Genomic DNA, 25320 nt, shown 5'->3' with positions numbered 1-25320 from the left:
TGTTACCGACGGGTAGCCTAGGCCTGCTCCCACTCCTGAACCACAGAGGAGGGCCCTCGTGCCCCGTGAGATCCGCGATGTCGTTTTCGTCGACGGCGTTCGCACCCCGTTCGGAAACGGCAAGGCCACCGGGCTGTACGCCGAGACGCGTGCCGACGACCTGGTGATCAAGTGCATCCGGGAACTGCTGCGGCGCAACCCGTCGCTGCCGCCGGAGAAGGTGGAGGAGGTCGCCATCGCGGCCACCACCCAGATCGGCGACCAGGGCCTGACCATCGGCCGGACCGCGGCCCTGCTGGCCGGTCTGCCGAACACCACCCCCGGCTACGCCATCGACCGGATGTGCGCGGGCGCACTGACCGCCGTCACCACGCTCGCGTCCGGGATCGCCTTCGGCTCGCAGGACGTGGTGATCGCCGGCGGTGTCGAGCACATGGGCCGCCACCCGATGGGTGAGGGCGTCGACCCCAACCCGCGGATCATCTCCGAGAAGCTGGTCGACACCAGCGCGCTGGTGATGGGCTCCACCGCCGAGAACCTGCACGACCGGTTCCCCTCCATCACCAAGGAGCGCACCGACGCCTTCGCCGTCGCCTCCCAGGAGCGCGCCGCCAAGGCCTACGCCAACGACCTGATCCAGCCGGACCTGGTGCCGATCGCGATCCGCTCGGCCGAGCAGGGCTGGGGGCTCGCGACTACCGACGAGCCGATGCGCCCGGGCACCACGATGGAGGACCTGGCCAAGCTGAAGACCCCGTTCCGCCCGCACGGCCGGGTCACCGCGGGTAACTCGGCCGGTATCAACGACGGCGCCACCGCCGCGCTGCTCACCTCGGCCGAGGCCGCTGAGGAGCTCGGCCTCAAGCCGAAGATGAAGCTGGTCTCCTACGGCTTCGTCGGCGTCGAGCCCGAGGTGATGGGCTTCGGTCCGGTCCCGGCCACCGAGAAGGCGCTGAAGCTGGCCGGCCTGACCATCGACGACATCCAGGCCTTCGAGGTCAACGAGGCGTTCGCCGTCCAGGTGCTCGCCTTCCTCGAGCACTACGGCATCGCCGACGACGACCCCCGGGTCAACCCGTACGGCGGCGCGATCGCGTACGGTCACCCGCTCGCGTCGTCCGGCATCCGGCTGATGAACCAGCTGGCCAAGCAGTTCGAGCTCCGCCCCGAGGTCCGCTACGGCCTGACCACGATGTGCGTCGGCCTCGGCATGGGCGGCACCATCATCTGGGAGAACCCGAACTTCGAGGGGAACAAGGCATGAGCGACCTGCAGGCTCTGATCGACGAGGCGCTCGCGATCGAGAACGACGAGCTCGTCACGCTCGCGCCGAGCCGCGACGTCGTGCTGCCGAACAAGGCCGGCACGATGGCGCTGATCACCCTCGACAACGGCCAGGACCACACCAAGCCGAACACCTTCGGCCCCAAGGGTCTGGCCGAGCTGAACAAGGCGATCGACGCCGCGCTGGCTCGTGAGGACGTCGTCGCGATCGGCGTCACCGGCAAGCCGTTCATCCTGGCGGCCGGCGCGGACCTGAGCGGCGTACCGAAGCTGGCCGGGCGGGAGCAGGCGCTCAACCTCGGCAAGATCGGCCACGGGGTCATGCGCAAGCTGACCGACGGTGGCAAGCCGTCGTTCGCGTTCGTCAACGGAGTGGCGCTCGGTGGCGGGCTCGAGGTCGCGCTGCACGCGCAGTACCGGACGATCTCCGTCGCTGCCGGGATGATCTCGACGCCCGAGGTCTTCCTCGGCCTGCTGCCGGGCTGGGGCGGCAACTTCCTGCTGCCGAACCTGATCGGCGCGGACAAGGCCGTCAAGGTCGTCGTCGAGAACGCGCTGAACCAGAACAAGATGCTCAGCGGCCCCGAGGCGGTGAAGTTCGGCATCGGCGACGTGCTGCTGGACTCGGCCGACTTCCTCGAGCAGTCACTGCTGTGGGCGAGCAAGGTGCTGACCGGTGAGATCACCGTCGAACGGCCGGAGATCGACCGGGGCGAGGCGTGGGACGCAGCCGTTGCCCGAGGCAAGGGTTTTGCCGATCTCAAGGTGAGCGGCGCGGCGCCCGCGCCGTACCGGGCGCTGGAACTGATCGCGGCGGCCAAGGACAACGACCGCGATCGCGGGTTCGCCGCCGAGGACGAGGCGCTTGCCGACCTGATCATGAGCGAGGAGTTGCGCAGCGGCCTCTACGCCTTCGACCTGGTGAACAAGCGGGCCAAGCGTCCGGCCGGTGCGCCGGACAAGTCGCTGGCCCGCCCGGTCAGCAAGGTAGGCGTCGTCGGCGCCGGCCTGATGGCGGGTCAGCTGGCGCTGCTGTTCGCGCGCCGGCTCGAGGTGCCGGTGGTGCTGACGGACCTCGACCAGGAGCGGGTCGACCGCGGCGTCGGCTACGTGCACGGTGAGATCGACAAGCTGCTGGGCAAGGGCCGGATCCGTCCGGACAAGGCCAACCAGCTCAAGGCACTCGTCACCGGGTCGGTGGACCGGTCCGTCTTCGCGGACGCCGACTTCGTGATCGAAGCGGTCTTCGAGGAACTGCAGCTGAAGAAGGCGATCTTCGCCGACCTGGAGAAGATCATCCGGCCGGACGCGATCCTGGCGACGAACACCAGTTCGCTGTCGATCACCGAGATGGCCGCCGACCTGCAGCACCCCGAGCGGGTCGTCGGGTTCCACTTCTTCAACCCGGTCGCGGTGCTGCCGCTGCTGGAGATCATCCGCGCCGACCAGACCGACGACGCCGCGCTGGCGACGGCGTTCGCGGTCGGCAAGAAGCTGAAGAAGTCCTGCGTGCTGGTGAAGGACGCGCCGGCCTTCGTGGTGAACCGGCTGCTGACCCGCTTCCTCGGTGAGGTCAGCGCGGCGGTGGACGAGGGCACGCCGATTCCTGAAGCGGACAAGGCCCTTTCGGCGCTCGGTCTGCCGATGCCGCCGTTCGTTCTGCTGCAGCTGGTCGGTCTGCCGGTGGCACTGCATGTCGCTGAGACGATGAACCGCGCTTACCCGGAGCGGTTTTCCGTCTCGGAGAACCTCGCCAAGGTCGTTGCCGCTGGCAAGAGTTCCTTCTACGTCTGGAGCGCCGAGGGCAAGCCGTCGGTCGACCCGGAGGTCGAGGCCCTCGTCACGGTCGGCGACAAGCCCTCCACCGCTGAGGAGCTGCGCACGCGGGTGCTCACCGCACTCGCCGAGGAGATCCAGATCATGCTCGACGAGGGCGTGGTCGCGGAAGCCCAGGACATCGACCTCTGTCTGCTCCTTGGTGCGGGCTGGCCGTTCCACCTCGGCGGTATCACGCCGTACCTGGATCGCAGCGGGATCGCGGAGAAGGTCAACGGCAAGCGGTTCCTTCCGAAGGGCCTGGCGGGGCTCGCCTAGAACCGCTGGGGGTCGGTCCGGCGCCGGAAGCCCGGTCCGGCCCCCAGCAAACCTTTGTCTGTTCGCAACATGGCGCCCGGAACTTCCTCCGGCCGTGACCAGTTGTCCTGGTGGACGTGACGAACTGGGGAGAACATGAGCAAGGGTGCGGAACAGAAGTCTCAGGCGCGCGAGAAGGCGGCGGCGTTGCACGCCACGCAGTTGCGGGCTGAGCGTCGGCGGCGACTGCTGCTGGCCGTCGGGGCCGTGGCGGTGGTCCTCGTCGTCATCGGCGGACTGGTCGCCGTGCGACTCGCCGGTGGCGGCAAGAAGGAGACCAGCGCCGGGCCCTCCGGGGCGGCCGACACGAACCTGATCTCCACGCTGGCGAGTATCCCGGCCGAGACCTTCGCGGCCGTAGGCAGCGACGGAGTACAGGCTGCGCCGTCAGCCATCACCGCGCCGCACCTGCTGTCCCCCGACGGCAAGCCCAAGGTCCTGTACGTCGGCGCCGAGTTCTGCCCGTTCTGCGCCGCGGAGCGCTGGCCCGTCACGGTCGCGCTCTCCCGGTTCGGGACCTTCAGCAACCTGGGCACGACCCACTCGGCGGCCGCCGACGTCTATCCCAACACCGCCACCCTCTCGTTCCACGGCGCGAGCTTCACCAGCAAGTACCTCGCCTTCACCGGTGTGGAGACCACCACCAACGAAGAGGTCAACGGCCGGTACGCCCCGCTGGACAAGCTGACGGCCGAGGATCAGAAGACCTTCGACACGTTCAACCAACCGCCGTACGTGAAGAGCGCGGGGTCGATCCCGTTCATCGACCTGGGCGGACAGTTCGCCAACTCCGGCGCGACCTTCTCCCCCGAGGTGCTGGCCGGCAAGACCCAGAGCGAGATCGCGACCGCCCTCAAGGACCCGGCGAACCCCATCGCGCAGGCGATCGACGGCTCGGCGAACGTCTACACCGCGGCCCTGTGCCAGCTCACCAAGAACCAGCCGGCCGCCGTGTGTTCGACGGACGCGGTCAAGACGGCCGCCGGCAAACTCGGGAAGAGCTGACCAAGTGAGCGAGACCGCCACCCGCAAACCGCTTGGCTGGCTGCCCTGGACGACCTTGGTCCTGTCCGTCGCCGGGCTCGTCGTCGCGGCTTACCTGACGTATGAGCACTTCACCGCGGGCACCACACTCTCCTGCCCCAACACCGGCGTGATCAACTGCGGCAAAGTCACCAGCAGCGAGTACTCGAAGCTCCTCGGCATCCCGGTTGCGTTGCTGGGGCTCGGCTTCTTTGCTGCGATGACCGTGCTCTCGCTGCCACCGCTCTGGCGTACGACGTCCCCGTGGCCCAGCTGGCTTCGGCTGGCCGCGGTCGCCGCCGGTGTCGTCTTCGTCTGCTACCTGATCTGGGCCGAGCTCTTCCAGATCGACGCCATCTGCCTGTGGTGCACGGTCGTGCACGCTCTCACCATCGTGCTGTTCGGCCTGGTCGTGGTCCGCCAGGCGCTGCCACCGATCGAGGACTGACCGTCAGCTCTTGAACTTCTTCACCGCCGTCACCAGCTGGGCCGGCGTCTTCCCCGTGTGTTTCTTGACGATCGCGGCGTACGACGCCGGGCCGGTGTTGTGCACCGCGAGATCGGTGTAGAGCGCCGCCATCCCCTTGACCCCCTCGGTCGACACCAGGTACTCCGCGGCCCACCAGGCCTGCCCGTACGACCGGTCCCCGTTCGCGTCGAACTGTGCGTCGCCGGGCAGCACCGTCATCGACGGCAGGTACTTCGACCTGACCGTCTTGCGATACGGATCGACGGTCCACCGCGGGTCGTCCTCGATCGACCGGCACCGCACGTACTCCGCGACGCCCTCGACCAGCCAGACCGGCGCCAGCACGCCGATCGGGACCGTCGCGACATGGGTCATCTCGTGCACCAGCAGGTCTTCGTCCAGATCCTTGCGCACGGCCGGGTTGATGACGATCCGGCTGCCGACGGGAGCTGCCGACTGCGTGGTCAGCGGCTCACCGTCGTACAGGGTGACCGCCTTGGCCGCGATGGTCCAGCCTTTGCCCGTGCCGGTGGTCCAGTGCAGCGACATCACCCGGGGCTCGGACATCGCCACCACCATCACCGCGCCGTTCCAGGGTCGCGGCCAGTGCCGGCGTACGGCGGCGACCGCGGTCTGGGACACCCCGCCGATCTTCTGGCCGAGCGCGGCCTCGCTCTTGTCCACCACCACGACCACCCGGCCGCGACGGAACACAGTGATCGGCTGGAAGTCCCACGGCTGGCGGTGCCCGTCCTCACTCAGGTTCGCCTCGATCGCGTCGTCCGCGACCAGGATCCAGCGGCCGGCCCGCACCACGAAGGTGTAACCGAGATCGGTCTGCACCGGCCGGGGATCGAGCTCGGCGAGCTGGTAGCGCATCATCACCCGAGTGGAGAAGGCGGTCTTGCCGTACTTCTCCTCCATCGTCGGCGCCAGCCGCTCGTCGGCGACGAAGTACCGCAGAGTGGTGAACTGGAACTGCCGGAGGTTGCCGAACAGAACCCGCTGCTCGGCCACGAACCTTGGCTGCTGCGGGTCGACCGAGGCCAGGAACCCCTTCAGATCACCGCGCAGCACCGCCGTCGCCCGCTTGGCCAGGATCACGTCGAGGGCAGCCTTGCGCGCCTTCGGCGAAGCCGCCTGCGGTTGGGCCCGGGAGGACTTCTCAGCAGCGGTCGCCGAACCGCCCGGAGCGACTCCGTCGTCCCACCTGGTCGCGACAACAGTCCCACTGGCAGCCGCCAGCACAAGCGCGGCCGCGCCCGCCAGAAGGCGCCCCCGCTGCATCACCATGTCCTGCTCCTTGCCCACCCCGGTCCTGGCCGGACGGATACTACTCCCGAAATTCGCCCGGTGGGGCTTGTTGTGCAGGACAGGTTCGGAGGCGCCTTCCCGGCCGAACAGCTCCAGTCGCTAGGCCGAGGTGCTCTCGCCGGTGCGCTCGGTGTGGCCGACCCGGCTCTTGCGGTAGCCGTAGAGGAAGTAGACGGCGAAGCCGATGGCCATCCAGATGCCGAACCGCAGCCAGGTCTCCAGGGTCAGGTTCAGCATCAGGTAGATGCAGATTGCCGCGGCCAGCAGCGGCACCACCGGATTGCCGGGCACGCGGAACGAGCGCGGAACGTCCGGCCGGCTGCGGCGCAGCAGCGGTACCGCGATCGAGACCAGGGTGAACGCGGCCAGCGTGCCGATGTTCACCATCTCCTCCAGCTTGCCGATCGGGGTCAGCCCGGCCACGAGTGCGACCGCCACACCGATGCCGATCGTCAGCCGGTACGGCGTACCGAACTTCGCGTGCGTCTTGCCGATCTTGGCCGGCACCAGGTGGTCGCGGCTCATCGCGAACAGCACTCGCGCGGCGCCGATCATCAGCGTCAGCACGACGGTGGTCAGACCGGCCACCGCACCGGCGGAGATCAGCGTCGCGAACCCGGGCCGGCCGACCGAGCGGAACGCCTCCGCCAGCGCGGCCTCGCTGTGGATGTCGGTGTACTTGACCATGCCGGTGATCACGATGCAGACCAGCACGTAGAGCACCGTGCAGATCGCCAGCGACCCGATGATGCCGCGAGGCAGGTCGCGCTGCGGGTTCTTGGCCTCCTCCGCGGTCGTCGCGACCACGTCGAAGCCGATGAACGCGAAGAACACCAGCGACGCACCGGACACCAGGCCCATCACCCCGAACGTTGACGGCGCGATCCCGAACAGCGCCTGGAACAGCGGGGTCGTGATCGTCACCTCACCGGTCTCGGTCGGCACACCCGGCGGGATGAACGGGGTCAGGTTCGAACCCTTGATGTAGAACAGTCCGGCGATGATCACGAACAGCACCACGAACAGCTTCACCGCGACCAGCACCAGGTTGACCCGCAGCGACTCCTTGATGCCGATCGTCGCCAGCGTTGCCAGCACGAGCACCAGCAGCATGGCCAGCACGTTCACGTCGCTCTCCGGGCCGATCGACTCCGGCCAGCCGAGCCCGATCTGTTCGAGGAACAACGCGGCGTACGACGACCAGCCCTGCGCCACCACACTGGCTCCGAGCATCAACTCGAGCAGCAGGTCCCAGCCGATGATCCAGGCGAAGATCTCGCCCAGGGAGAAGTACGAGAACGTGTACGCCGAACCCGACACCGGCACCGTCGACGAGAACTCCGCGTAACACAACGCCGCCAGGCCGCAGCAGATCGCCGCGAGCACGAACGACAACGCGATCCCCGGACCCGCGTAGGCCTTGGCGGCCCGGCCGGTCAGGGTGAAGATCCCGGCGCCGATGATGACGCCGATACCGAAGACGGTCAGGTCAAGGGCGGTGAGGCGTTTCTTGAGCTGGTACTCCGGCTCGTCGGTGTCCGCGATCGACTGCTCGATCGTCTTGGTTCGCAACAGACTCATCTGGACGCCTCCTCGTACTCGGACGGAACCCTCCGAGCCTGCCCGCCTGACGGCACGAGGTCAAACCGCCACTCAGCGTTGTGGCACGTACTCCTTGAGGTAGATCCACAGCGTCGCCTCGGTGAATCCGGTGCGGGTCAACAGGATCCGATCGCGCGCGGCCTGGTCGGTTCCGTGCCGGGCCAGATCCTCGTACAGGTCCGCGACGGCGGCCAGCCCCAGCCGCTTCACCAGGAAGCGGACGGCCAGCCAGCTCACGCCGTACACGTCGGCACTGCTCTGGTAGAAGCCGGCATCCGACGGCAGGGCGGTGAGCTGCGGCAGCGCCTCGTCGATGACCTCCTGCTCCCACTTGCCGACCTCGCGCGGTCCGCTGATCGCCTCGATCCCGCGCCAGGACACGTACTCCGCGGCGCCCTCGGCCAGCCACAACGGCTCGTAGCCGCCGAAATCCGCGGTCGCCACGTGGGTGATCTCGTGCGACAGCAGGATCTCGTCGACGCGTTCGCGTTCCCTCGGGTTGATCACGATGTAGGCGCCGGCCACGGTACCGTCCGCGGTCTCCTGACCGGGCAGGGACGAGAAGGTCGAACCGGCACTGGCCGCCGACTCGATGTCCTCGTCGGCGAACCGCGCGTCCCGGACCTCGGTGTCGTCCAGCGCCGCGATCAGAACCGAACCACGCCACTTGCGCGGCCAGTAGGTGGTCACCTCGGTCAGCGCCTCGGTCGCCTCGCCGACGATCGCGCGGCCGCTCTTGGTGTCACCCTTGTTGACCAGGACAAGCACCCGCGGGGCACGATGCACCTCGAACCGGCCGAGGTCCCAGGGCTCCTGGTGCGCGCCCGGACCGAGGTCCTTGTCCAGGTCGTTGTCGTCGGCCATGATCCAGCGGCCGCCGCGCTGCACGAACGTGTAGCCGAGCTCGGTGGTCACCGGCGTCATGTCCACGCCCGGGATCTGGTACCGCATCAGCACCCGCACCAGGTACGCCGAGGAGCCGTGCTCGCGGACCGCGGCCTGGTCGAACCGCTCCTCGGCCTGGCTGTAACCGATCTCCTGCAAGCTGAGCTCGACCAGGTTGGCGAACAGCACCTTCTGGGCCTGCCGAAGCTTCTTGTTCGCCGGATCGACGTCCTGCAGGAACATCCGCTCGTCGACGATCCGGACCGCCTTCGCCCGGCGCAGCAGAATCGTGTCGACGGCCATCCGGCGGGCCATCACCGCGGCGGCCGTCTTGGACGGCGGCTTGGTGCCCCGGTTCGGCTGGCTCACCGGCGGCGTGGTCAACGGCGCGACCGGCCCGTCCCGGGCATCCCGCTCACGGTCCTCGACCGCGTACACAACCCCGGCCGAGACCACGGCCACGGCAATCAGCAGGCCCAGCCAGCGGCGGGGCCCGTGGGGCGAAACCTCAGCGCCGGGCGGGGCGGCGCTAGGTGGTGTCAAACTCACGTCGGGTCGATTCCTCCGGTCCGCCCGTCTGTCACAGCCCGGCTACCCTACTCGCTCCAGCCAGATCCACCACCGACACGCCGTACACACCCCAACACACCCTCTCCACCCAACCACTCCCCCTGCTGTCGTTGAAAAATCAAGTGCCCGCGCTCGCGCCTTTCATGCCGCTTTGAGGGCTTGGAAGAGGGTTTTTTCGGTGAGGCCCAGGTGTTCGAGCATGATGCGGTTGCGTTCGGGTTGGGTTGAGCCCAGGGCGGCCAGTTCCTGGTAGAGGGTGCCGACCTCGATGCCGCCGTACTTGGTGAAGAGGTAGTCGACCGCCAGCCAGGACAGCGGGTACGAGCTGCTCGAGTTCTTGAAGAACACTCCGTCGGCCGGCAGCGCCTTCGCCTTCGCCAGGTACAGCGACCTGACCTCCTCGCGGTACTTGTTGATCGCGAGATCCTTGGCGCCATCCATCGGCAGGAACTCGATGTACGTCGCCGCGCCTTCCACCAGCCAGCGCGGAGCGAACGCCCCGTACGACGCGCTCGCCACGTGCGTGAACTCGTGGGCCAGCGTGCGCGCGTCCACCTTGGCCCGGTTGCGCGGGTTGATCACGACGTACGAGTCGGCCCGCTCCCCCATCGCCGTCTTCTCACCGGGCAACGTCCGGTAGACCCAGGTCGCCATCGCCAAGGCGTCCTCGGCGTTCTTCGGCACGGTGTAGTCGGCGCCCCGGACCACCTTGTCGTCCAGCGCGATCACCACTCCCGACCCGGTCCAGCCACCAGGCCAGCTCTTACTGACAGCCCGTACTGCGCTGACCGCCTTGGCTGCCAGCGCCCCGGCCAGCTTCGCCTGGTCGCGCTCGACCACGATCAGCACTCGCGGAGCCCGCTTCACCAGCACCTCGCCGAGATCCCACGCCTCTTGGTGGGAGCCACGCGGAAGCAGATGATCCATGTCCGAGTCCGAGACCAGCAACCAGCTGCCGTCGGTCTTCTGCGTGAAGGTGTAGCCGAGCATCGTCCGGACCGGCTGGGCGTCGATCCCCTTGATCTGGTACGTCATCGCCACCCCGACCAGGTACGTCGAGGGGCCGTACTTGTCGACGAGCCGCTGGTCGAACTGCTCCCTGAGCTGGTCGAAACGCAGGCTCTGGAAACCGAACTGCTGAAGGTTCGCGAACAGCATCTTCTGCCGGGCGACCAGCTTCTTGTTCGTGGCATCGACGTCGCGCAAGAACTCGGCCGGATCGTTCTGCTGGACCGCCTGGGCACGACGGGCCAGCACCTTGTTCACGCCGGCCGCGCGAGCGGTCTCGTCGACCTCCGTCGGGCCGGTCGTCTGCACAGTGGTGACACCTGTCTGTCCGGCCGTGCCCGCACCGGACCGGTGCAGGGCAAGACCACCGGCGACAGCACCGGCGACCAGGACCAGCGACAGCAGCACCGGCCAGAGGCGGTGCCGCCGGGGAGTCGCGGAGTGACGACCCCTCGCCGGTCCCCCGTCAGGCGCCGCCCGGCCTGCCGCTCGCGGTGTCTGACTCACTGCTGATCGCGTCTCCTTGATGCTTGGCGATCATCTCAATCACGTCCCGGGCCAGCCCTTGACCGGTCAGACCGATCTGCTGCAGGACCGCGTCGCGCTTGGCGTGCTCGAGGAACTCCTGCGGGATGCCGAAGTCGCGGACCGGGGTGGTGACCCCGGCGTCGCGCAGCGCCTGGGAGATCGCGGCACCGCATCCGCCGACCCGGCCGTTGTCCTCGATCGTGACGACGAACTTGTGCTTGCCGGCCAGCTCGATCAGCTTCGGATCGACCGGCTTGACCCAGCGCGGGTCGACCACGGTGACGCCGAATCCCTGCGCCTGCAGGCGTCCGGCAACGTCCACCGCGGTCGCGGCCATCGAGCCGATCCCGATCAGCAGCACGTCGGTACCGGTCCGGACCAGCACGTCGCACCCGCCGACACGGTCGATCGCGTCGATGTCGGGGAACACCTCACCCTTCGCGTACCGCAGTACTGTCGGGGCGTCGTCGACCTGGATCGCCTCGTTCAGCAGCTCGATCACGCGGGCACCGTCGCGCGGCGCGGCCAGCCGCAGACCCGGCACGACCTGCAGCAGCGACATGTCCCACATGCCGTTGTGGCTCGCGCCGTCGTCACCGGTGACGCCGGCCCGGTCGAGCACGAAGGTCACGCCGCACTTGTGCAGCGCGACGTCGAGCAGCAACTGGTCGAAGGCACGGTTCAGGAAGGTCGCGTACAGACCGACGACCGGGTGCAGGCCGCCCATCGCGAGGCCGGCGGCACTGGTCACCGCGTGCTGCTCGGCGATCCCCACGTCGAAGGTGCGGTCGGGGAACTCCTGCGCGAACGCGGCCAGCCCGGTCGGGTGCAGCATCGCGGCCGTGATCGCGACGACGTCCGGCCGGCGGTGCCCGATCTGGACGAGCTCCTCGGCGAACACGTCGGTCCAGCCGCGCGGCTTGTTCTTCGGCCGGACCTGGTGGAAGTTGTCCTCTTCGTCCTGCTCGGCAGCGGCGTACCCGAAGCCCTTCTGGGTGACCGCGTGCACGATCACCGGGCCGCCGAACGCCTTCGCCCGGGTGAGCGCGTCCTCCATCGCCTGCCGGTCGTGACCGTCGACCGGGCCGACGTACTTGAGGCCGAGGTCCTCGAACATGCCCTGCGGGGCGAGCACGTCCTTGAGGCCCTTCTTCACCCCGTGCAGCACCTCGTACATCGGCGGGCCGACGTACGGCGTACGGCCGAGGTTCTTCTTGACCAGGTCGAGGATCTTCTCGTACCGCGGGTTGACGCGCAGGCTGGTCAGGTGGGTGGCCAGGCCGCCGACGGTCGGGCTGTAGGAGCGGCCGTTGTCGTTGACGATGATGACGAGCTTGAGGTCCTTGGCCGCGGCGATGTTGTTGAGCGCCTCCCAGGCCATGCCACCGGTCAGGCCGCCGTCACCGATCAGCGCGACGACGTGGCGGTCCTCGCCGCGCAGCCGGTACGCCTTGGCCAGGCCGTCGGCGTACGAGAGCGAGGTCGACGCGTGGCTGTTCTCGACGATGTCGTGCTCGGACTCGGCCTGGCTCGGGTACCCCGACAGGCCACCCTCCTGGCGCAGCGTGCCGAACTCGGCCGCCCGGCCGGTGAGCAGCTTGTGGACATACGTCTGGTGCCCGGTGTCGTAGATCAGCCGGTCCCGCGGCGAGTCGAACGCGCGGTGCATGGCCAGCGTGATCTCGACCATGCCCAGGTTCGGCCCGAGATGGCCACCGGTGCGCGACACGGTCTCGACCAGTACGTCGCGGATCTCCGAGGCCAGCTCACGCAGCTGGGGCTCGGTCATCCGTTTGAGGTCCGCCGGCCCTCCGACCGTCTCCAGCACGCCCATCGAGCTCCTCCGCAGGTTGTCCTCGAACGCTTGAGTCTATGCACGGACAGCGACGAAACCGAACCCGGCAGCCGTCACGATGCGTTTCTCACACTCCAGCACGCTCCGCGTCCACCCCCGCCGGTGAGCTTGCTCGCTTGTGATGCCGACCTCACCTACTGTGATCGTGTGGAACTGGTGAGGACTCTCTTCTGCAAGTACGACGGCACGCCGCACCGTCTCCTGGAGTCCATCAACCTCGGCGAGGACGACCACGGCCTCTGGGTCGGCTCCCTCCCCGGCTCGAGAGCCCAGCGAGCCGACGGCACGTGGGTCACCATCGACCACCACCGCGTCCGCCTGTACCCGCGCGGCCAGTGGTGGAGCGCCCTCTTCAACGACGAACCCCACCTCACCCGCATCTACTGCGACATCACCATGCCCCCGGTCTTCGGCGTCGACTCGGTCACCGCCGTCGACCTGGACCTGGACGTCCGCCTCCTCCGCGACGGCACCATCAAGGTGATGGACGAAGACGAGTTCCTGACCCACCAGAAGCTCTACAACTACCCACCCCAAGTCATCGCCACCGCCGAGGCAACCTGCGCCTGGGTAGTAGCCAACATCGCCACCTCCGAACCCTTCACCACCACCTACCAGACCTACCTGGACAAACTCCGCGCTCTCGGCGGCCTCTAGGGCTCGAGGTCGCTGGTCAGCGGCCGAGGAGTTTGTATATGGCTTCTGTGGTGGATTTGGCGGGTTTCCACCAGGTGGGGTTTTCGCGGTACCAGGTGATGGTGGCGGCCAGGCCGGTGTCGAAGTCGTAGGTGGGGTGCCAGCCGAGTTCGGTGCGGAGTTTGGTGGTGTTGTTGGAGTAGCGCAGGTCGTGGCCGGGGCGGTCGGGGACGTGGTCGTAGGCGTCGGCGGGGTGGCCCATCAGGGTGAGGATCTTCTCGATGATGTGGCGGTTGCTGCGTTCGTCGCCCGAGCCGATCAGGTAGGTCTCGCCGATCCGGCCGGCCGCGATGATGCGGTGCACCGCCTCGTTGTGGTCGTCGACGTGGGTCCACTCGCGGACGTTGTCGCCGGCGCCGTACAGCTTCGGTTTGTCGCCGAGCAGCACGTTGGTGATCTGGCGTGGGATGAGTTTCTCGACGTGCTGGTACGGGCCGTAGTTGTTGGCGCAGTTGGAGATGGTGGCCTGTACGCCGTACGAGCGGACCCACGCGCGGACCAGCAGGTCGGAGCTCGCCTTGCTGGCGGAGTACGGGCTGGACGGGTCGTACGCCGTTTGCTCGGTGAACTGATCGTCGGAGTCGAGCGGGAGGTCGCCGAAGACCTCGTCGGTGGAGATGTGGTGCAGCCGCTTGTCGTACCGGCGTACTGCTTCCAGCAGCGTGAACGTGCCGAGGATGTTCGTGCGGACGAACGGCGACGGGTCGTTCAGTGAGTTGTCGACGTGCGACTCGGCCGCGAAGTGCACGACCACGTCGGTGTCCTGGACCAGTCCGTCCACCAGCTCCGCGTCGCAGATGTCACCGTGGACGAAGGTGATCCGGTCCGACACCGGGTCGAGGTTGCGCTGGCTCCCGGCGTACGTGAGCGCGTCGAGCACGGTGACCGCGACGTCGGGGAACCTCCGCACGGTGTCGTGCACGAAGTTCGCCCCGATGAATCCGGCGCCGCCGGTGACCAGCATCCGCTGCATGCCGGTCACGATATTCCAGCGGTGGAGTGACCGGCCGCGCCGGTACGGTGACGGCATGCGGAACGTCCGGGTGGTCTATCGCAAGTACGACGAGAAGCTCCACTGGCACCAGTGGATGCAGTACCTGGGCGAGGACCAGTACGGCGTCTGGCTGGGTGCCCCGCCGAACTCGGTGTCCCAGCGCGGCGACGAGCCGGAGGTGACGCAGGAGCAGGCCCACGTCCAGCTGTTCCCGCGGGACGGCTGGTTCACCGCGCTCTTCAACGACGAGCCGCGCTCGACCGAGATCTACATCGACGTGACCACACCGGTCGAGTTCGGCGACGACGTGTTCACGATGATCGACCTCGACCTGGACGTGGTCCGCAAACGCGACGGCACGATCTATGTCGACGACGAGGACGAGTTCGCCGAGCACCAGGTGAAGTACGGCTACCCCGCCGACGTGATCGAACAGGCGCAAGCCACCGCGGATCGACTCGTCACCGCAGTCGTCTCCGAGGAGCCGTTCCTCACCATCTACAAGACCTGGCTGGACAAAGTCCGCTGAGTCAGCGGACCTGATGGACACGCACGGTCACGTCGTCCAGCCGTAGCGGGTTCGGCAGGCGGCCGTTCTGGCCGGCGTACATGTCGGCGACCGGCGAGACGGTGAGGAACAGCGACTTGCCGGCCGGTACGTCGACCGCGATGCCCGGCAGGTCGACGGTCCGCTTGACGCCGCGGACGACGCGCGGTTCGCGCAGCGGCATCGTGTTGTTCTGGATGATCTTCGCGTCCAGCGGAGTCGTGCCGACGCTGAGCGCGAAGAAGGCGCCCGCATCCGGCAGCAAGCTGCTGACCCGTGCCTTCAGCCGCGGCACCCCGGCGACGGTGATCGGCCCCTTCGCCAGAACCGTCGACACCGGCACCGCGGTGCTGATCCGGCCCAGCCGGTACTGCGTGTTCGCGGTCAAGTGTCGTTGCGTCAGGCAACGACCGTCGGCGGTGGCCAGGTGGTAGTTGCCGAAGCCGCGCAGGCCGGTCTGCTCGCCCTTCAGGTTGAGTGCCATGAACCGCTGCGCCAGCGCGCCGAAGGACGGACTGCCCAGTGCGACCGAGCAGGGGTCGCCAGGAGTCACGAAGCCGGGTGGAACGACGCTGGGAAGGGCGTGGCCGCCGTTGTAGCCGACGAGCAGTGACTTGGCGCGGGCACGCGGCGTCAGCGCCAGGTCGAAGTTCTTCAGACCCTGGTTGAGGTTGAACAGGTTGTCCGACAGGCCCTGCCCGATCAGCACCGGGATGTCGAGCTTGCGGCCCTGCCGGACATGCCAGGCCGGGCCGTTCTTGGCGAAGAAGGCGTCGAGGTCGCGACCGGCCTGCCCGCTCGGCCACTGGCCGGTCGTGACCAACGCGACGAAGGCCGCCGCCACGGCCGGCGGGAGATTCTTGCCGCCGCCGGCGAACAGGATCGACAACCACATCGTCCGGGCCGCCTCGTCCGGTGCGAGGCTCTCCTTGAGATCCCACCAGGTGATCTCGGGCGCCAACGCGTCGAAGCGGGTCCGGCCCTTGTCGCGCAGTTCCGTGAACGCGCCGGCGAACTGGAAGCCGCCGCCGTACGAGCCGCCGATCGCGCCGATCAGCGGGTCGCCCGGGCGTTGCTTGGTGACCCAGTCGAGCGAGGCGACCAGATCGACCAGCTTGATCACGTCGCGGCCTTCGAGCTCCGGGTTCATCACATGCGCGACCCCGGTCGACTCGCCGAAACTGCGCTGGTCGAAGCTCAGTACGCCGTACCCGGCGTCGAGCCACGACTTGAAGGCGGCCGGGTCCTTGGTCCGGCTCCCGCCCCACCCGTGGCCGTGGATGATGAGCGGCACGGTGTGGGTCGATGAGGCACCGGCCGGCTGGAAGAGCGAGTAGCAGATCCGCACCGGCGTCGTCGTACCGGGCTCGGGCACGCTGGTCACGCAGGCGTTCGTGGTGGTGACGGTCGCCGCCTGCGCGGTGGCCGGCACCAGCGCTGGGGTGACGAGGGCGAGGACAGTGACCAGGCGGGCGGCGGTACGGCGGCGCATGTAACCCCCAGTGAGCACGGTGTTCCGGTGCGGACACGCTAGATCATCCGGGACGGCCCGAAAAGATCCTGTGCTCCGCTGTGGGCGAACCGGCCCGTGCCGGCCGGTCCTCCCCTGCGACACTGTGGCCGTGCATATCGCGATCGAGATCGTCGCCCTCGTCGCCGTGGTGGCGGCCGGGGCCGCGCTCGCCCGAAGAATCGGGGTGTCGGCGCCCCTGCTGCTCGTCGTCGTCGGCGTCGCGGCGTCGTACCTGCCCTTCGTACCCCGGGTCGAGCTGTCCCACGAGGTTGTCCTGGTCGGCTTCCTGCCGCCACTGCTGTACTCCGCAGCGATCAAGACCAGCCTGGTGGACTTCTCCAAGCACCGGCGATCCATCGGCCTGCTGTCCGTCGGACTGGTGGCCTTCACCGCGGTCGGGGTCGGGCTGGTCGCCTACTGGCTGCTCGGCGCGCCCGCCGTCGCTGACGGTCAGGAGCGCCTCCCCCTGTGGGCCGCGTTCGCGATCGGTGCCGTCGTCGCGCCGCCCGACGCGGTCGCCGCCACCGCGATCGCCAAGAAGGTCGGCCTGCCGAGGCGCGTGGTCACGATCCTCGAGGGCGAGAGCCTGCTCAACGACGCGACCGCCCTGGTCTGCCTGCGGACTGCGATCGCCGCCGCCCTGATCGCGCCGACCTTCGTGCACGTCGGTCTGGACTTCCTCCGCGCGGCCGGTGGCGGCGTCGCGGTCGGCCTGATCGTCGCGATCGTGCTGGCCAAGGTGCGCAGGCGGTTCACGGACCCGGTCCTGGACACCACGCTCAGCCTGACCGCCCCGTTCATCGCGTACGTCGCGGCCGAGAACCACTACGTGCACGCCTCCGGGGTCCTCGCGGTGGTGGTGACCGGACTGCTGCTCGGCCACAAGGCGCCGATCATCCAGTCGGCGGCCTCGCGCATCTCCGAGCGGACCAACTGGCGCACGATCCAGTTCCTGCTCGAGAACACGGTGTTCCTGCTGATCGGCCTGCAGACCCGGTGGATCCTCGACGACCTCTCGGAGAGCCCGTTGTCGGGCTGGACCATCGCGACGGCCACCATCGGCGTCTTCCTGGCCACCGTTCTGCTGCGGCCGATCTGGGTCTTCCCGACCACCTACCTGTCCCGCAAGGTGCTCGGCCGGTCCCGCCCGGGCCCGATCACCTGGAAGGCGATCGCCGTCGTCTCGTGGGCCGGCATGCGCGGTGTGGTCACGCTCGCGGCCGTGTTCATCCTTCCGGAGAACACGCCGCATCGCGAAGTACTGGTCTTCATCGCACTGGTCGTGACCGCCGGGACTCTCCTGCTGCAGGGCTCGACCCTGCCTTGGCTGGTACGCCGGATGGGGTTGCCCGGGCCTGACCCGGCCGAGGATGCGTTGCAGGAGGCCGCAGTACTGCAAGCTGCTCATCGCGCGGCGGAGGTCACGCTCGACGAGCTCGTCACGCCGAACGATCCGCCGGAGGTCGTCAGCCTGCTGCGGCAGCGCGGTGAAGCCCGTGCGCTCGCCGCCTGGGAACGGCTCGGCCGGCCGGAGACGGACCTGGAGACGCCGAGCGAGGCCTATCGCCGGCTGCGGATGGCGATGCTGGAGACCGAGCGGGCGCACATCCTCAAGGTCCGCGACGACGGCCTGGTCGCCGACGAGGTGCTGCAGCGGGCCCAGATCGCGCTCGACATCGAGGAGTCGATCCTGGACCGGGCCGAGGCCGACGATGTCGGCGGGCAGTCGGAGAACCTCACCGCTCCCCCGTCGCCCACCGGCGACTGCGAGCACCTGGCCTCGACCCCCTGCGTCCTCACACCCAAGACCCCCGAGGGCTGCGAGGAGTGTCTCGCCGAGGGCAGCACCTGGGTCCACCTGCGGCTGTGTCTGCACTGTGGCCACGTCGGCTGCTGCGACTCCTCGCCCGGACGGCACGCCAGCAAGCACTTCGACGAGACCACGCACCCGGTGATGCGCAGCTTCGAACCGGGTGAGACTTGGCGCTGGTGCTTCGTAGACGAGAAGCTGGGCTGATGGCGGACTGTCTCTTCTGCTCGATCGTCGCCGGCTCGACCCCGGCCCACCTGGTCTACGACACCCCTGAGGTGCTCGGCTTCCTCGACATCAGGCCGGTGTTCAAAGGCCATACGCTGCTCGTACCGCGCGAACACATCGCGACCATGATCGAGTTGCCGGACGAACTGGCCCTGCCGCTGTTCGGCGCCGCTCGCTCCGTCGCGGCCGCGGTCCGTACTGCGTTCGACGCGCAGGGCTCCTTCGTTGCCGTCAACAACGTCGTCTCGCAGTCGGTGCCGCATCTGCATGTCCATGTCGTCCCGCGGACCAAGGGCGACGGGCTGCGCGGGTTCTTCTGGCCGCGCACGAAGTACGCCGACGACGCCGACGCAGCGCAGTACGCGGAGAAACTCCAGAGCGCACTCGCCGAGTGAGCTCTGGAGTTCCTGGTCCTTACGGCCGGTCGGTTTCCCAGGCGACGGTGTTGATGCTGGGGGTAGTGCGCAGAGCAGCTGCGGCGGTCGGTGGGGTGTCGGCCGTCTGGTGCAGGCCGGGCTTGCGGTCCTCGATCGTGAACTGGGCGCGGGTGAAGACCTCGGCGTCCTTCGTGCCGACCGCGCGCACGCAGCGGAAGTCGGCGACCATGGATTCGCGGGTGATCGTGGTGTTCACGTAGCCGCGCAGGTTGTTCTGGAACCGCAGGTGCGGGTTCCAGCGCAGCCACGGGTGCGAACCGGACGCCGAGTCGGCGCCGTTGCCGCCGCTGGTGATGGACGAGCAGACCAGCTCCGAGCCGACCGTCCGCGAGGTCGGGTCGTCGTAGTTCAGCTTCAGGTCCGAGGCCCAGTGCGCGTGCACGTCACCGGTCAGGACGACGGGGTTGCGCACCCCCGCGTCGACCCAGCCGCGGGTGATCCGCTCGCGGGAGGCGACGTACCCGTCCCAGGCATCCATCGAGGTCAGCTTCAGCGGGCCTTCGGTGTTGTCCCGCTGGGCAAAGAACACCTGCTGGCCGAGCACGTCCCAGCGCGCCTCCGAGCGCCGGAAGCCGTCGATCAGCCACTTCTCCTGCCGGTCGCCGGTGATCGAGCGCTTCGGGTCGGTCGCGGCCGGGCAGTCCTTGTAGCCGTCGCCGCAGCCCTGGTCGTCGCGGTACTGCCGGGTGTCGAGCATGTGGAAGGTTGCCAGCTCACCCCACTTCACCCGCCGGTAGAGCTGCATGTCAATGCCACGCGGCTTGGAGCTCGCCCGCAGCGGCATGTTCTCGTAGTACGCCTGGAACGCGGCCGCCCGGCGCGCGAGGAAGCCGTCCTCCGGCTTCTCCGGCGTCTCGTCGGCCCAGTTGTTGTCGACCTCGTGGTCGTCCCAGACGACCAGCCACGGCGCGACGGCGTGCGCCGCCTGCAGGTCCAGGTCGGTCTTGTACTGCGCGTGCCGCTGCCGGTACGACGCCAGGTCCGTCGTCTCCGGTCCCTCGTGGTCGCGCACGTTGCCGCCCGGGGCGACGTAGGCGTTCTTCGTGTACTCGTACTGGTAGTCGCCCAGGTGCAGCACCAGCTCCGGCCGGTCCTCGGCCAGCCGCCGGTACGCCGTGAACCAGCCGTGCTCGAACTGCGAACAGGACACGAACGACATCCGCAGTTCGCGCGGAGTCGTCCCGCGAGCCGGTGCGGTGAGCGCCCGGCCGATACGTGACACCCAGTTGCCAACGCGGAAGCGGTACCAGTACTCGCGTCCCGGCCGGAGGCCTTCGAGGGTAACGTGCACCGAGTGCGCGTACTCCGGTCGCGCCGCGGCGACACCGGCCCGGACGACGTGGTGGAACCGCTCATCGGTCGCAACCTGCCACTGGACGGCATACGAGCGGGTCGGCATGCCGCCGAGCCCACTCTCGGCCAGCGGGTCTATCGCGAGCCGGGTCCAGAGCACAAACCCGTCGGGCCACGGATCGCCGCTCGCGACGCCGAGGATGAACGGGTTGCGCGGGATCGGGGTGGCGGCCGCGGTGGTCGGCGCGGTCAGGCTCGACAATCCGGCGACAGCCACGCCAGAGGCCAGCCCGGCTTTCAGGACGGTTCTACGAGAGGTCTGCATACGACGACGCTTCCCGCCCCGAGCAGCCAACGATTGACATCCAGATGACGTCTGAGTGACAGCGATTGACGACTGAACTTCCGGCATCAACCGAGCTGCCGGGCCTACTGCCTGTCGGGATTTCCCCGGACCGTCGGCGAACGACCAGACGACCAGTCTGAGCGCGGCCCGCCCGGCCGCGGCGACCGCCGACGACGACCACAGCGACACCGTCTACGTCACCGGCAAGGCCAAGGACGGCACTGTCACCGTGACGATCTACGACCCGGCCGTAGGAGTGACACCGGACCAGCTCCGGGACAAACTCCGCCGCAGCGGCGTCACCGGAGTACTCGACAAGGGTCAGCAGCCGCCCACCAAGCAGCCGGGCCAGAAGCAGGAGCAGGTGCTTGAGTGCCTCAGCTACGGAACCGCCCGTGAGTGGTGCGACCACCGCTGGAGCTACGGCGCATACCGTGACCCGCAGGTCTATTTCCTCGACCACACGTCGGCAGCCTGGCCGGTGACGGCTGCGGTCAACGACTGGTACCAGGCGGTCGGCATCGACGCCTACTACCGGTGGCACACCGCGGGCTGCCCCAGCGGCACCCACTGTGTCCACGTCTACAACGGCGGCTACGGCCGCGCATCTACCCGCTTTCCGGCACCTGAGCACGTAGCTGACAGCCGGGGCGGCGCCTACGGGTGCCGCCCCGGCCTTGCCGGCGCCTGCCGGTGCAGCCTGGCCTCGCCGGGTGCCTAGTCGAGCGGCCGGTCCAGTCGCTTGGCGAGCTTCTCGAGAGCGCGCTCGACTGCTACCCGTACTGCGTTGTCCGGGTCATCCCGCAGCCGCTCCACCGCCTCGACATGCTCGAACTCCCCCGCCGCACCCACCGCCCGTACTGCGGCGGCGCGCACCCGCGGCAGTTCGTCGTCCAGCATCGGGAGCAAAGCGTCGATCAGCTGACCGAGCTCGCGTTGAGCCGCGACCCGGGCGACATGCTCGCGCACTCGCCACGCAGGATCGTCGGCAGCCGTCAGCAACGCGTCGACCACGTCGGCACGCCAGATGTAGAGGAACGCGCGCGCCGCCCACACCCTGATCCAGTAGTAGTTCACCGGGTCGACGGGTTGCGGCCAACCGCCGGGATTCGCGGTGCCGGTGATCGCCACCAGCTTCGGCAGGTCGGCGCCAAAGGCGTCCCCGCCCGAGATCTCACCAGTGAGGAACGCGACACACCAGTCGATCACCACGTCCTCGCCGTACTGCACGCAGGCCGCGGCGATCACCTCTCGTGGGTGCTCGCGCTCCTTCATCCGGACAGTCAACCCGATGCCACCGACAGTTTTTCAGCCGCGGGCAAGCACTTCGATCATGAACGCCTTGATCGTGCCGACACTGGACTTGCTGCCCGCACCGGAGAGCTGCACCCCGGTCAGCCGGTCGGCGTGCACGACGGCGGCGTACCAGATCGGTACTCCGCTGACCGAGGCGCCGATCGCGAACCCCTCGTCGCCGACGCCCTCAAGCTGCTTGCGCCCGCGCGCCTTCTTCGACTTCGCCTCGGCGATCATCTCTTGGGAGAACGCCGCGTACTGATTGGCATCGCCGCGCGTGATGCTGACGATCCCGCCGCCCTCGACCGGCTTGACGGTGGTCCAGGTGCAAACGGAGTACGGGCCGCGTTTGCCGGCGACGACCTCGCGCACCGGAAGGCCGAGTCGCGCGCTGATCTCCGCCGTACTGAACAGCTCGCACAGCGTCTTGGCGGCAGTCTCGGTCGGCTCCTCGATCTCCGGTTGGCTCGGAGCGGGCTCCGGCGCGGCGGTCTTCGGCCGCGTGATCGGCCCGGCCGTGGTGGGCCCGTAGGTCGTCGGTTCCTCCCCCGCACACCCCGCGACCAGCAGGGCGCACGCGACCAACAGCACTACGAAACGCACGATTCCCCCAGAAAACAAGACCCGGTACGGCGTACTCGGGTGGCTGCCCAGAGTACGCCGTACCGGTGTCTGCTCAGTGGCAGATCAGCTGGTGATCAGGGAACGCAGTACGTACTGCAGGATGCCGCCGTTGCGGTAGTAGTCGGCCTCGCCCGGGGTGTCGATCCGGACCACGGCGTCGAACTCCTTGACCGAGCCGTCGGTGCCGGTGACCTTGACGTGCACCGTGCGCGGGATCGTGCCGTCGTTCAGCGCGGTCACGCCGGTGATGTCGAAGGTCTCCTCGCCGGTCAGGCCGAGGGTCTCCGCGTTCTCACCCTCCGGGTACTGCAGCGGCAGGACGCCCATGCCGATCAGGTTCGACCGGTGGATGCGCTCGAAGGACTCGGTGATGACCGCCTTCGCGCCGAGCAGCGCCGTACCCTTCGCGGCCCAGTCGCGCGACGAGCCCGAGCCGTACTCCTTGCCGGCCAGGATGACCAGCGGGATACCGGCCGCGACGTACGCCTCGGAGGCCTCGTAGATCGAGGTGACCGGCGCGTCGTCCTTGGTGAAGTCGCGGGTGAAGCCGCCCTCGGTGCCGGGTGCGATCTGGTTGCGCAGCCGGATGTTGGCGAACGTGCCCCGGATCATCACCTCGTGGTTGCCGCGGCGCGAACCGTACGAGTTGAAGTCCTTGCGGTCGACCCCGTGCTCGGCCAGGTACTTACCCGCCGGGCTGTCGGCCTTGATCGAACCGGCCGGGGAGATGTGGTCGGTGGTGACCGAGTCGCCGAGCTTGGCGAGCACCCGCGCGCCGGCGATGTCGGTGACCGGCGACGGCTCCTTGGCCATCCCGTCGAAGTACGGGGGCTTGCGCACGTAGGTCGACTCTGGATCCCAGTCGAACGTCTTGCCCTCGGGCGTCGGCAGCGACTGCCAGCGCTCGTCACCGGCGAAGACGTCGGCGTAGTCCTTGGTGAACATCTCCTTGCTGATCGAGGAGGCGATCACCCGCTCGACCTCGTCGGCGCTCGGCCAGATGTCGCGCAGGAACACGTCGTTGCCGTCCGTGTCCTTGCCCAGGGCATCGGTCTCGAAGTCGAAGTCCATCGTGCCGGCCAGCGCGTAGGCGATCACCAGCGGCGGCGACGCCAGGTAGTTCATCTTCACGTCCGGGTTGATCCGGCCCTCGAAGTTGCGGTTGCCGGACAGTACCGACACCACCGCGAGATCGGCTTCCTGGACCCCGGCCGAGACCTCCTCGGGCAGCGGGCCCGAGTTGCCGATGCAGGTGGTGCAGCCGTACCCGACCAGGTGGAAACCGAGCTTCTCGAGGTACGGCGTGACGCCGGCCTTGTCGTAGTAGTCGGTGACGACCTTCGAGCCCGGCGCCAGCGACGTCTTGACCCACGGCTTGCTGGTCAGGCCCTTGTCGACCGCGTTCTTCGCCAGCAGCGCGGCGGCGAGCATCACCGACGGGTTCGAGGTGTTGGTGCAGGAGGTGATGCTGGCGATCACGACGTGGCCGTGGTCGAGCTCGACCTCCTGGCCGTTCAGGCTGATCTTCGTCTTCTTCGACGGCCGGCCGCCGGTGCTCGAGCCGTGCGGGACGTGCGGCTCGTCGTCGGTGTTGCCGTGGCCGTTCGGGGCGTCGCTGGCCGGGAAGCTGCCGAGCTCGGACGGGTCGACCTCGAGCTCCTCGGTCGCGTAGTCGACCAGGGCGCCGCGGAAGCCTTCCTTGGCCTCGCTCAGCGCGACCCGGTCCTGCGGCCGCTTCGGGCCGGCGATCGACGGCACGACGGTGGACAGATCAAGCTCGAGGTACTCCGAGAAGCGCGGCTCGACCGCGGCGTTGTGCCACAGGCCCTGCTCCTTGGCGTAGGCCTCGACGAGCGCGACCTCGTCGTCGGCGCGGCCGGTCAGGCGCAGGTACTCCAGCGTCACGTCGTCGATCGGGAAGATCGCGCAGGTGGAGCCGAACTCGGGGCTCATGTTGCCGATGGTGGCCCGGTTGGCCAGCGGTACGGCGGCGACGCCGTCACCGTAGAACTCGACGAACTTGCCGACCACACCGTGCTTGCGCAGCATCTGGGTGATCGTCAGCACGACGTCGGTCGCGGTCGCGCCGGCCGGTACCGAGCCGGTCAGCTTGAAGCCGACGACCTTCGGGATCAGCATGCTCACCGGCTGGCCGAGCATCGCGGCCTCGGCCTCGATACCGCCGACACCCCAGCCGAGGACGCCGAGGCCGTTGACCATCGTGGTGTGCGAGTCGGTACCGACACAGGTGTCGGGGTACGCCTGGCCGTTGCGGACCATCACCGTGCGGGCCAGGTGCTCGATGTTGACCTGGTGCACGATGCCGGTGCCCGGCGGGACGACCTTGAACTCGTCGAACGCGGACTGGCCCCAGCGCAGGAACTGGTACCGCTCCTTGTTGCGCCCGTACTCCAGCTCGACGTTGCGCTCGAACGCGTCCTGGCGACCGAACACGTCGATGATGACCGAGTGGTCGATGACCAGCTCAGCCGGCGCGAGCGGGTTGATCTTGGTCGGGTCACCGCCGAGCTCGGCGACGGCCTCCCGCATGGTGGCCAGGTCGACCACACACGGCACACCGGTGAAGTCCTGCATGATCACTCGCGCCGGGGTGAACTGGATCTCGGTGTCGGGCGCCGCGTTGGCATCCCAGTTGCCGAGCTTGGTGATGTGCTCGGCGGTGATGTTCGCGCCGTCCTCGGTGCGCAGCAGGTTCTCGAGGAGCACTTTGAGCGAGTACGGCAGCGTCTCAGCGCCCTCGATACCCGCCAACCTGAAGATCTCGTACGACTGTCCGTTGACCTCGAGTGCACCCTTGGCACCGAAGCTGTCGACGCTGGCCATCAACCTGCTCCTCTATCCGGT

20 protein-coding genes are annotated in these 25320 nt (G+C 68.4%); 9 read left to right on the top strand and 11 right to left on the bottom strand.

The features are described 5' to 3' along the window. Nucleotides 1–58 precede the first annotated feature (58 nt). The 4 genes from AB0F51_RS02655 to AB0F51_RS02640 all read left to right on the top strand — a co-directional run bounded on the left by AB0F51_RS02655 (nucleotide 59) and on the right by AB0F51_RS02640 (nucleotide 4888). Nucleotides 59–1264 carry a thiolase family protein gene (locus AB0F51_RS02655; protein ID WP_360272954.1) on the top strand — a complete coding sequence of 402 codons (1206 nt, stop codon included), beginning with the start codon at nucleotides 59–61 and terminating at the stop codon, nucleotides 1262–1264. Further along, nucleotides 1261–3378 carry a 3-hydroxyacyl-CoA dehydrogenase NAD-binding domain-containing protein gene (locus AB0F51_RS02650; protein WP_360272951.1) on the top strand — a complete coding sequence of 706 codons (2118 nt, stop codon included), beginning with the start codon at nucleotides 1261–1263 and terminating at the stop codon, nucleotides 3376–3378. The genes AB0F51_RS02655 and AB0F51_RS02650 overlap by 4 nt, the downstream gene beginning before the upstream one ends. A 135-nt stretch (nucleotides 3379–3513) precedes the next feature. Continuing rightward, nucleotides 3514–4422: a DUF929 family protein gene (locus AB0F51_RS02645; protein ID WP_360272948.1), complete on the top strand. Its 909-nt coding sequence runs from the start codon at nucleotides 3514–3516 to the stop codon at nucleotides 4420–4422. 4 nt (nucleotides 4423–4426) lie between these two features. After that, nucleotides 4427–4888, top strand: coding sequence for a vitamin K epoxide reductase family protein (locus tag AB0F51_RS02640; RefSeq protein ID WP_360272945.1), 462 nt, complete (start codon nucleotides 4427–4429; stop codon nucleotides 4886–4888). Nucleotides 4889–4891: 3 nt separating this feature from the next. Here AB0F51_RS02640 and AB0F51_RS02635 read toward each other — a convergent pair whose 3' ends face one another. The 5 genes from AB0F51_RS02635 to dxs form a co-directional block, all read right to left on the bottom strand. Beyond that, nucleotides 4892–6202: a hypothetical protein gene (locus AB0F51_RS02635; protein ID WP_360272943.1), complete on the bottom strand. Its 1311-nt coding sequence runs from the start codon at nucleotides 6200–6202 to the stop codon at nucleotides 4892–4894. Between the two features lie 120 nt (nucleotides 6203–6322). Beyond that, nucleotides 6323–7804, bottom strand: a complete 1482-nt coding sequence (locus tag AB0F51_RS02630; protein ID WP_360272941.1) for an amino acid permease — start codon at nucleotides 7802–7804, stop codon at nucleotides 6323–6325. A 72-nt stretch (nucleotides 7805–7876) separates the two neighbouring features. Then, on the bottom strand, nucleotides 7877–9259 hold the full coding sequence (locus AB0F51_RS02625) for a hypothetical protein (RefSeq protein WP_360272939.1): 1383 nt from the start codon (nucleotides 9257–9259) through the stop codon (nucleotides 7877–7879). Between the two features lie 162 nt (nucleotides 9260–9421). Continuing rightward, nucleotides 9422–10696: a hypothetical protein gene (locus AB0F51_RS02620; RefSeq protein ID WP_360272937.1), complete on the bottom strand. Its 1275-nt coding sequence runs from the start codon at nucleotides 10694–10696 to the stop codon at nucleotides 9422–9424. Nucleotides 10697–10754: 58 nt separating this feature from the next. Further along, complete coding sequence (gene dxs / locus AB0F51_RS02615; RefSeq protein WP_360272935.1) at nucleotides 10755–12650, bottom strand: 1-deoxy-D-xylulose-5-phosphate synthase; 1896 nt, start codon at nucleotides 12648–12650, stop codon at nucleotides 10755–10757. Between the two features lie 168 nt (nucleotides 12651–12818). On the opposite strand from dxs, the gene AB0F51_RS02610 reads away from it, so the two are divergent. Then, nucleotides 12819–13328, top strand: coding sequence for a DUF402 domain-containing protein (locus tag AB0F51_RS02610; RefSeq protein WP_360272932.1), 510 nt, complete (start codon nucleotides 12819–12821; stop codon nucleotides 13326–13328). Between the two features lie 16 nt (nucleotides 13329–13344). Here the strand turns inward: AB0F51_RS02610 and rfbB are convergent, their stop codons facing one another. Further along, a complete protein-coding gene (rfbB, locus tag AB0F51_RS02605) occupies nucleotides 13345–14340 on the bottom strand; it encodes a dTDP-glucose 4,6-dehydratase (protein WP_360272929.1) in 996 nt (331 codons plus the stop codon). On the opposite strand from rfbB, the gene AB0F51_RS02600 reads away from it, so the two are divergent. After that, a complete protein-coding gene (locus AB0F51_RS02600; RefSeq protein WP_360272927.1) occupies nucleotides 14339–14890 on the top strand; it encodes a DUF402 domain-containing protein in 552 nt (183 codons plus the stop codon). The genes rfbB and AB0F51_RS02600 overlap by 2 nt on opposite strands. Nucleotide 14891: 1 nt before the next feature. Here the strand turns inward: AB0F51_RS02600 and AB0F51_RS02595 are convergent, their stop codons facing one another. Beyond that, nucleotides 14892–16400, bottom strand: a complete 1509-nt coding sequence (locus AB0F51_RS02595; RefSeq protein ID WP_360272924.1) for a CocE/NonD family hydrolase — start codon at nucleotides 16398–16400, stop codon at nucleotides 14892–14894. Between the two features lie 130 nt (nucleotides 16401–16530). On the opposite strand from AB0F51_RS02595, the gene AB0F51_RS02590 reads away from it, so the two are divergent. Both AB0F51_RS02590 and AB0F51_RS02585 read left to right on the top strand, forming a co-directional pair. Next, on the top strand, nucleotides 16531–18438 hold the full coding sequence (locus AB0F51_RS02590) for a Na+/H+ antiporter (protein WP_360272921.1): 1908 nt from the start codon (nucleotides 16531–16533) through the stop codon (nucleotides 18436–18438). Next, complete coding sequence (locus tag AB0F51_RS02585) at nucleotides 18438–18854, top strand: HIT family protein (protein WP_360272918.1); 417 nt, start codon at nucleotides 18438–18440, stop codon at nucleotides 18852–18854. The genes AB0F51_RS02590 and AB0F51_RS02585 overlap by 1 nt, the downstream gene beginning before the upstream one ends. Before the next feature lie 19 nt (nucleotides 18855–18873). Here the strand turns inward: AB0F51_RS02585 and AB0F51_RS02580 are convergent, their stop codons facing one another. Continuing rightward, nucleotides 18874–20514, bottom strand: a complete 1641-nt coding sequence (locus tag AB0F51_RS02580; RefSeq protein ID WP_360272915.1) for an alkaline phosphatase D family protein — start codon at nucleotides 20512–20514, stop codon at nucleotides 18874–18876. A gap of 250 nt (nucleotides 20515–20764) precedes the next feature. Between AB0F51_RS02580 and AB0F51_RS02575 the strand changes: the two genes are divergently transcribed. Further along, nucleotides 20765–21256, top strand: coding sequence for a hypothetical protein (locus AB0F51_RS02575; protein WP_360272912.1), 492 nt, complete (start codon nucleotides 20765–20767; stop codon nucleotides 21254–21256). On the opposite strand, the gene AB0F51_RS02570 is transcribed toward AB0F51_RS02575, so the two are convergent. The 3 genes from AB0F51_RS02570 to acnA all read right to left on the bottom strand — a co-directional run bounded on the left by AB0F51_RS02570 (nucleotide 21253) and on the right by acnA (nucleotide 25299). Then, a complete protein-coding gene (locus AB0F51_RS02570) occupies nucleotides 21253–21810 on the bottom strand; it encodes a HEAT repeat domain-containing protein (RefSeq protein WP_360272909.1) in 558 nt (185 codons plus the stop codon). The genes AB0F51_RS02575 and AB0F51_RS02570 overlap by 4 nt on opposite strands. Before the next feature lie 33 nt (nucleotides 21811–21843). Continuing rightward, nucleotides 21844–22434, bottom strand: coding sequence for a hypothetical protein (locus AB0F51_RS02565; protein ID WP_360272906.1), 591 nt, complete (start codon nucleotides 22432–22434; stop codon nucleotides 21844–21846). Between the two features lie 84 nt (nucleotides 22435–22518). Further along, a complete protein-coding gene (gene acnA / locus AB0F51_RS02560; protein WP_360272903.1) occupies nucleotides 22519–25299 on the bottom strand; it encodes an aconitate hydratase AcnA in 2781 nt (926 codons plus the stop codon). Nucleotides 25300–25320: the final 21 nt, after the last annotated feature.

Origin of the sequence: Kribbella sp. NPDC023855, from assembly GCF_040639475.1 — a bacterium.
In the GTDB taxonomy this organism is placed as follows: Bacteria; Actinomycetota; Actinomycetes; order Propionibacteriales; family Kribbellaceae; genus Kribbella.
This window is presented reverse-complemented; position numbering and strand designations above follow the sequence as displayed.

What these genes read in the sequence shown, in the direction of transcription:
- AB0F51_RS02650 (WP_360272951.1), top strand. Translation starts at nt 1,261, where the DNA reads ATGAGCGACCTGCAGGCTCTGATCGACGAGGCGCTCGCGATCGAGAAC.
- AB0F51_RS02635 (WP_360272943.1), bottom strand. Translation starts at nt 6,202, where the DNA reads ATGGTGATGCAGCGGGGGCGCCTTCTGGCGGGCGCGGCCGCGCTTGTG.
- rfbB (WP_360272929.1), bottom strand. Translation starts at nt 14,340, where the DNA reads ATGCAGCGGATGCTGGTCACCGGCGGCGCCGGATTCATCGGGGCGAAC.
- AB0F51_RS02595 (WP_360272924.1), bottom strand. Translation starts at nt 16,400, where the DNA reads ATGCGCCGCCGTACCGCCGCCCGCCTGGTCACTGTCCTCGCCCTCGTC.
- AB0F51_RS02600 (WP_360272927.1), top strand. Translation starts at nt 14,339, where the DNA reads ATGCCGGTCACGATATTCCAGCGGTGGAGTGACCGGCCGCGCCGGTAC.
- AB0F51_RS02585 (WP_360272918.1), top strand. Translation starts at nt 18,438, where the DNA reads ATGGCGGACTGTCTCTTCTGCTCGATCGTCGCCGGCTCGACCCCGGCC.
- AB0F51_RS02630 (WP_360272941.1), bottom strand. Translation starts at nt 7,804, where the DNA reads ATGAGTCTGTTGCGAACCAAGACGATCGAGCAGTCGATCGCGGACACC.
- AB0F51_RS02645 (WP_360272948.1), top strand. Translation starts at nt 3,514, where the DNA reads ATGAGCAAGGGTGCGGAACAGAAGTCTCAGGCGCGCGAGAAGGCGGCG.
- dxs (WP_360272935.1), bottom strand. Translation starts at nt 12,650, where the DNA reads ATGGGCGTGCTGGAGACGGTCGGAGGGCCGGCGGACCTCAAACGGATG.
- acnA (WP_360272903.1), bottom strand. Translation starts at nt 25,299, where the DNA reads ATGGCCAGCGTCGACAGCTTCGGTGCCAAGGGTGCACTCGAGGTCAAC.
- AB0F51_RS02580 (WP_360272915.1), bottom strand. Translation starts at nt 20,514, where the DNA reads ATGCAGACCTCTCGTAGAACCGTCCTGAAAGCCGGGCTGGCCTCTGGC.
- AB0F51_RS02570 (WP_360272909.1), bottom strand. Translation starts at nt 21,810, where the DNA reads ATGAAGGAGCGCGAGCACCCACGAGAGGTGATCGCCGCGGCCTGCGTG.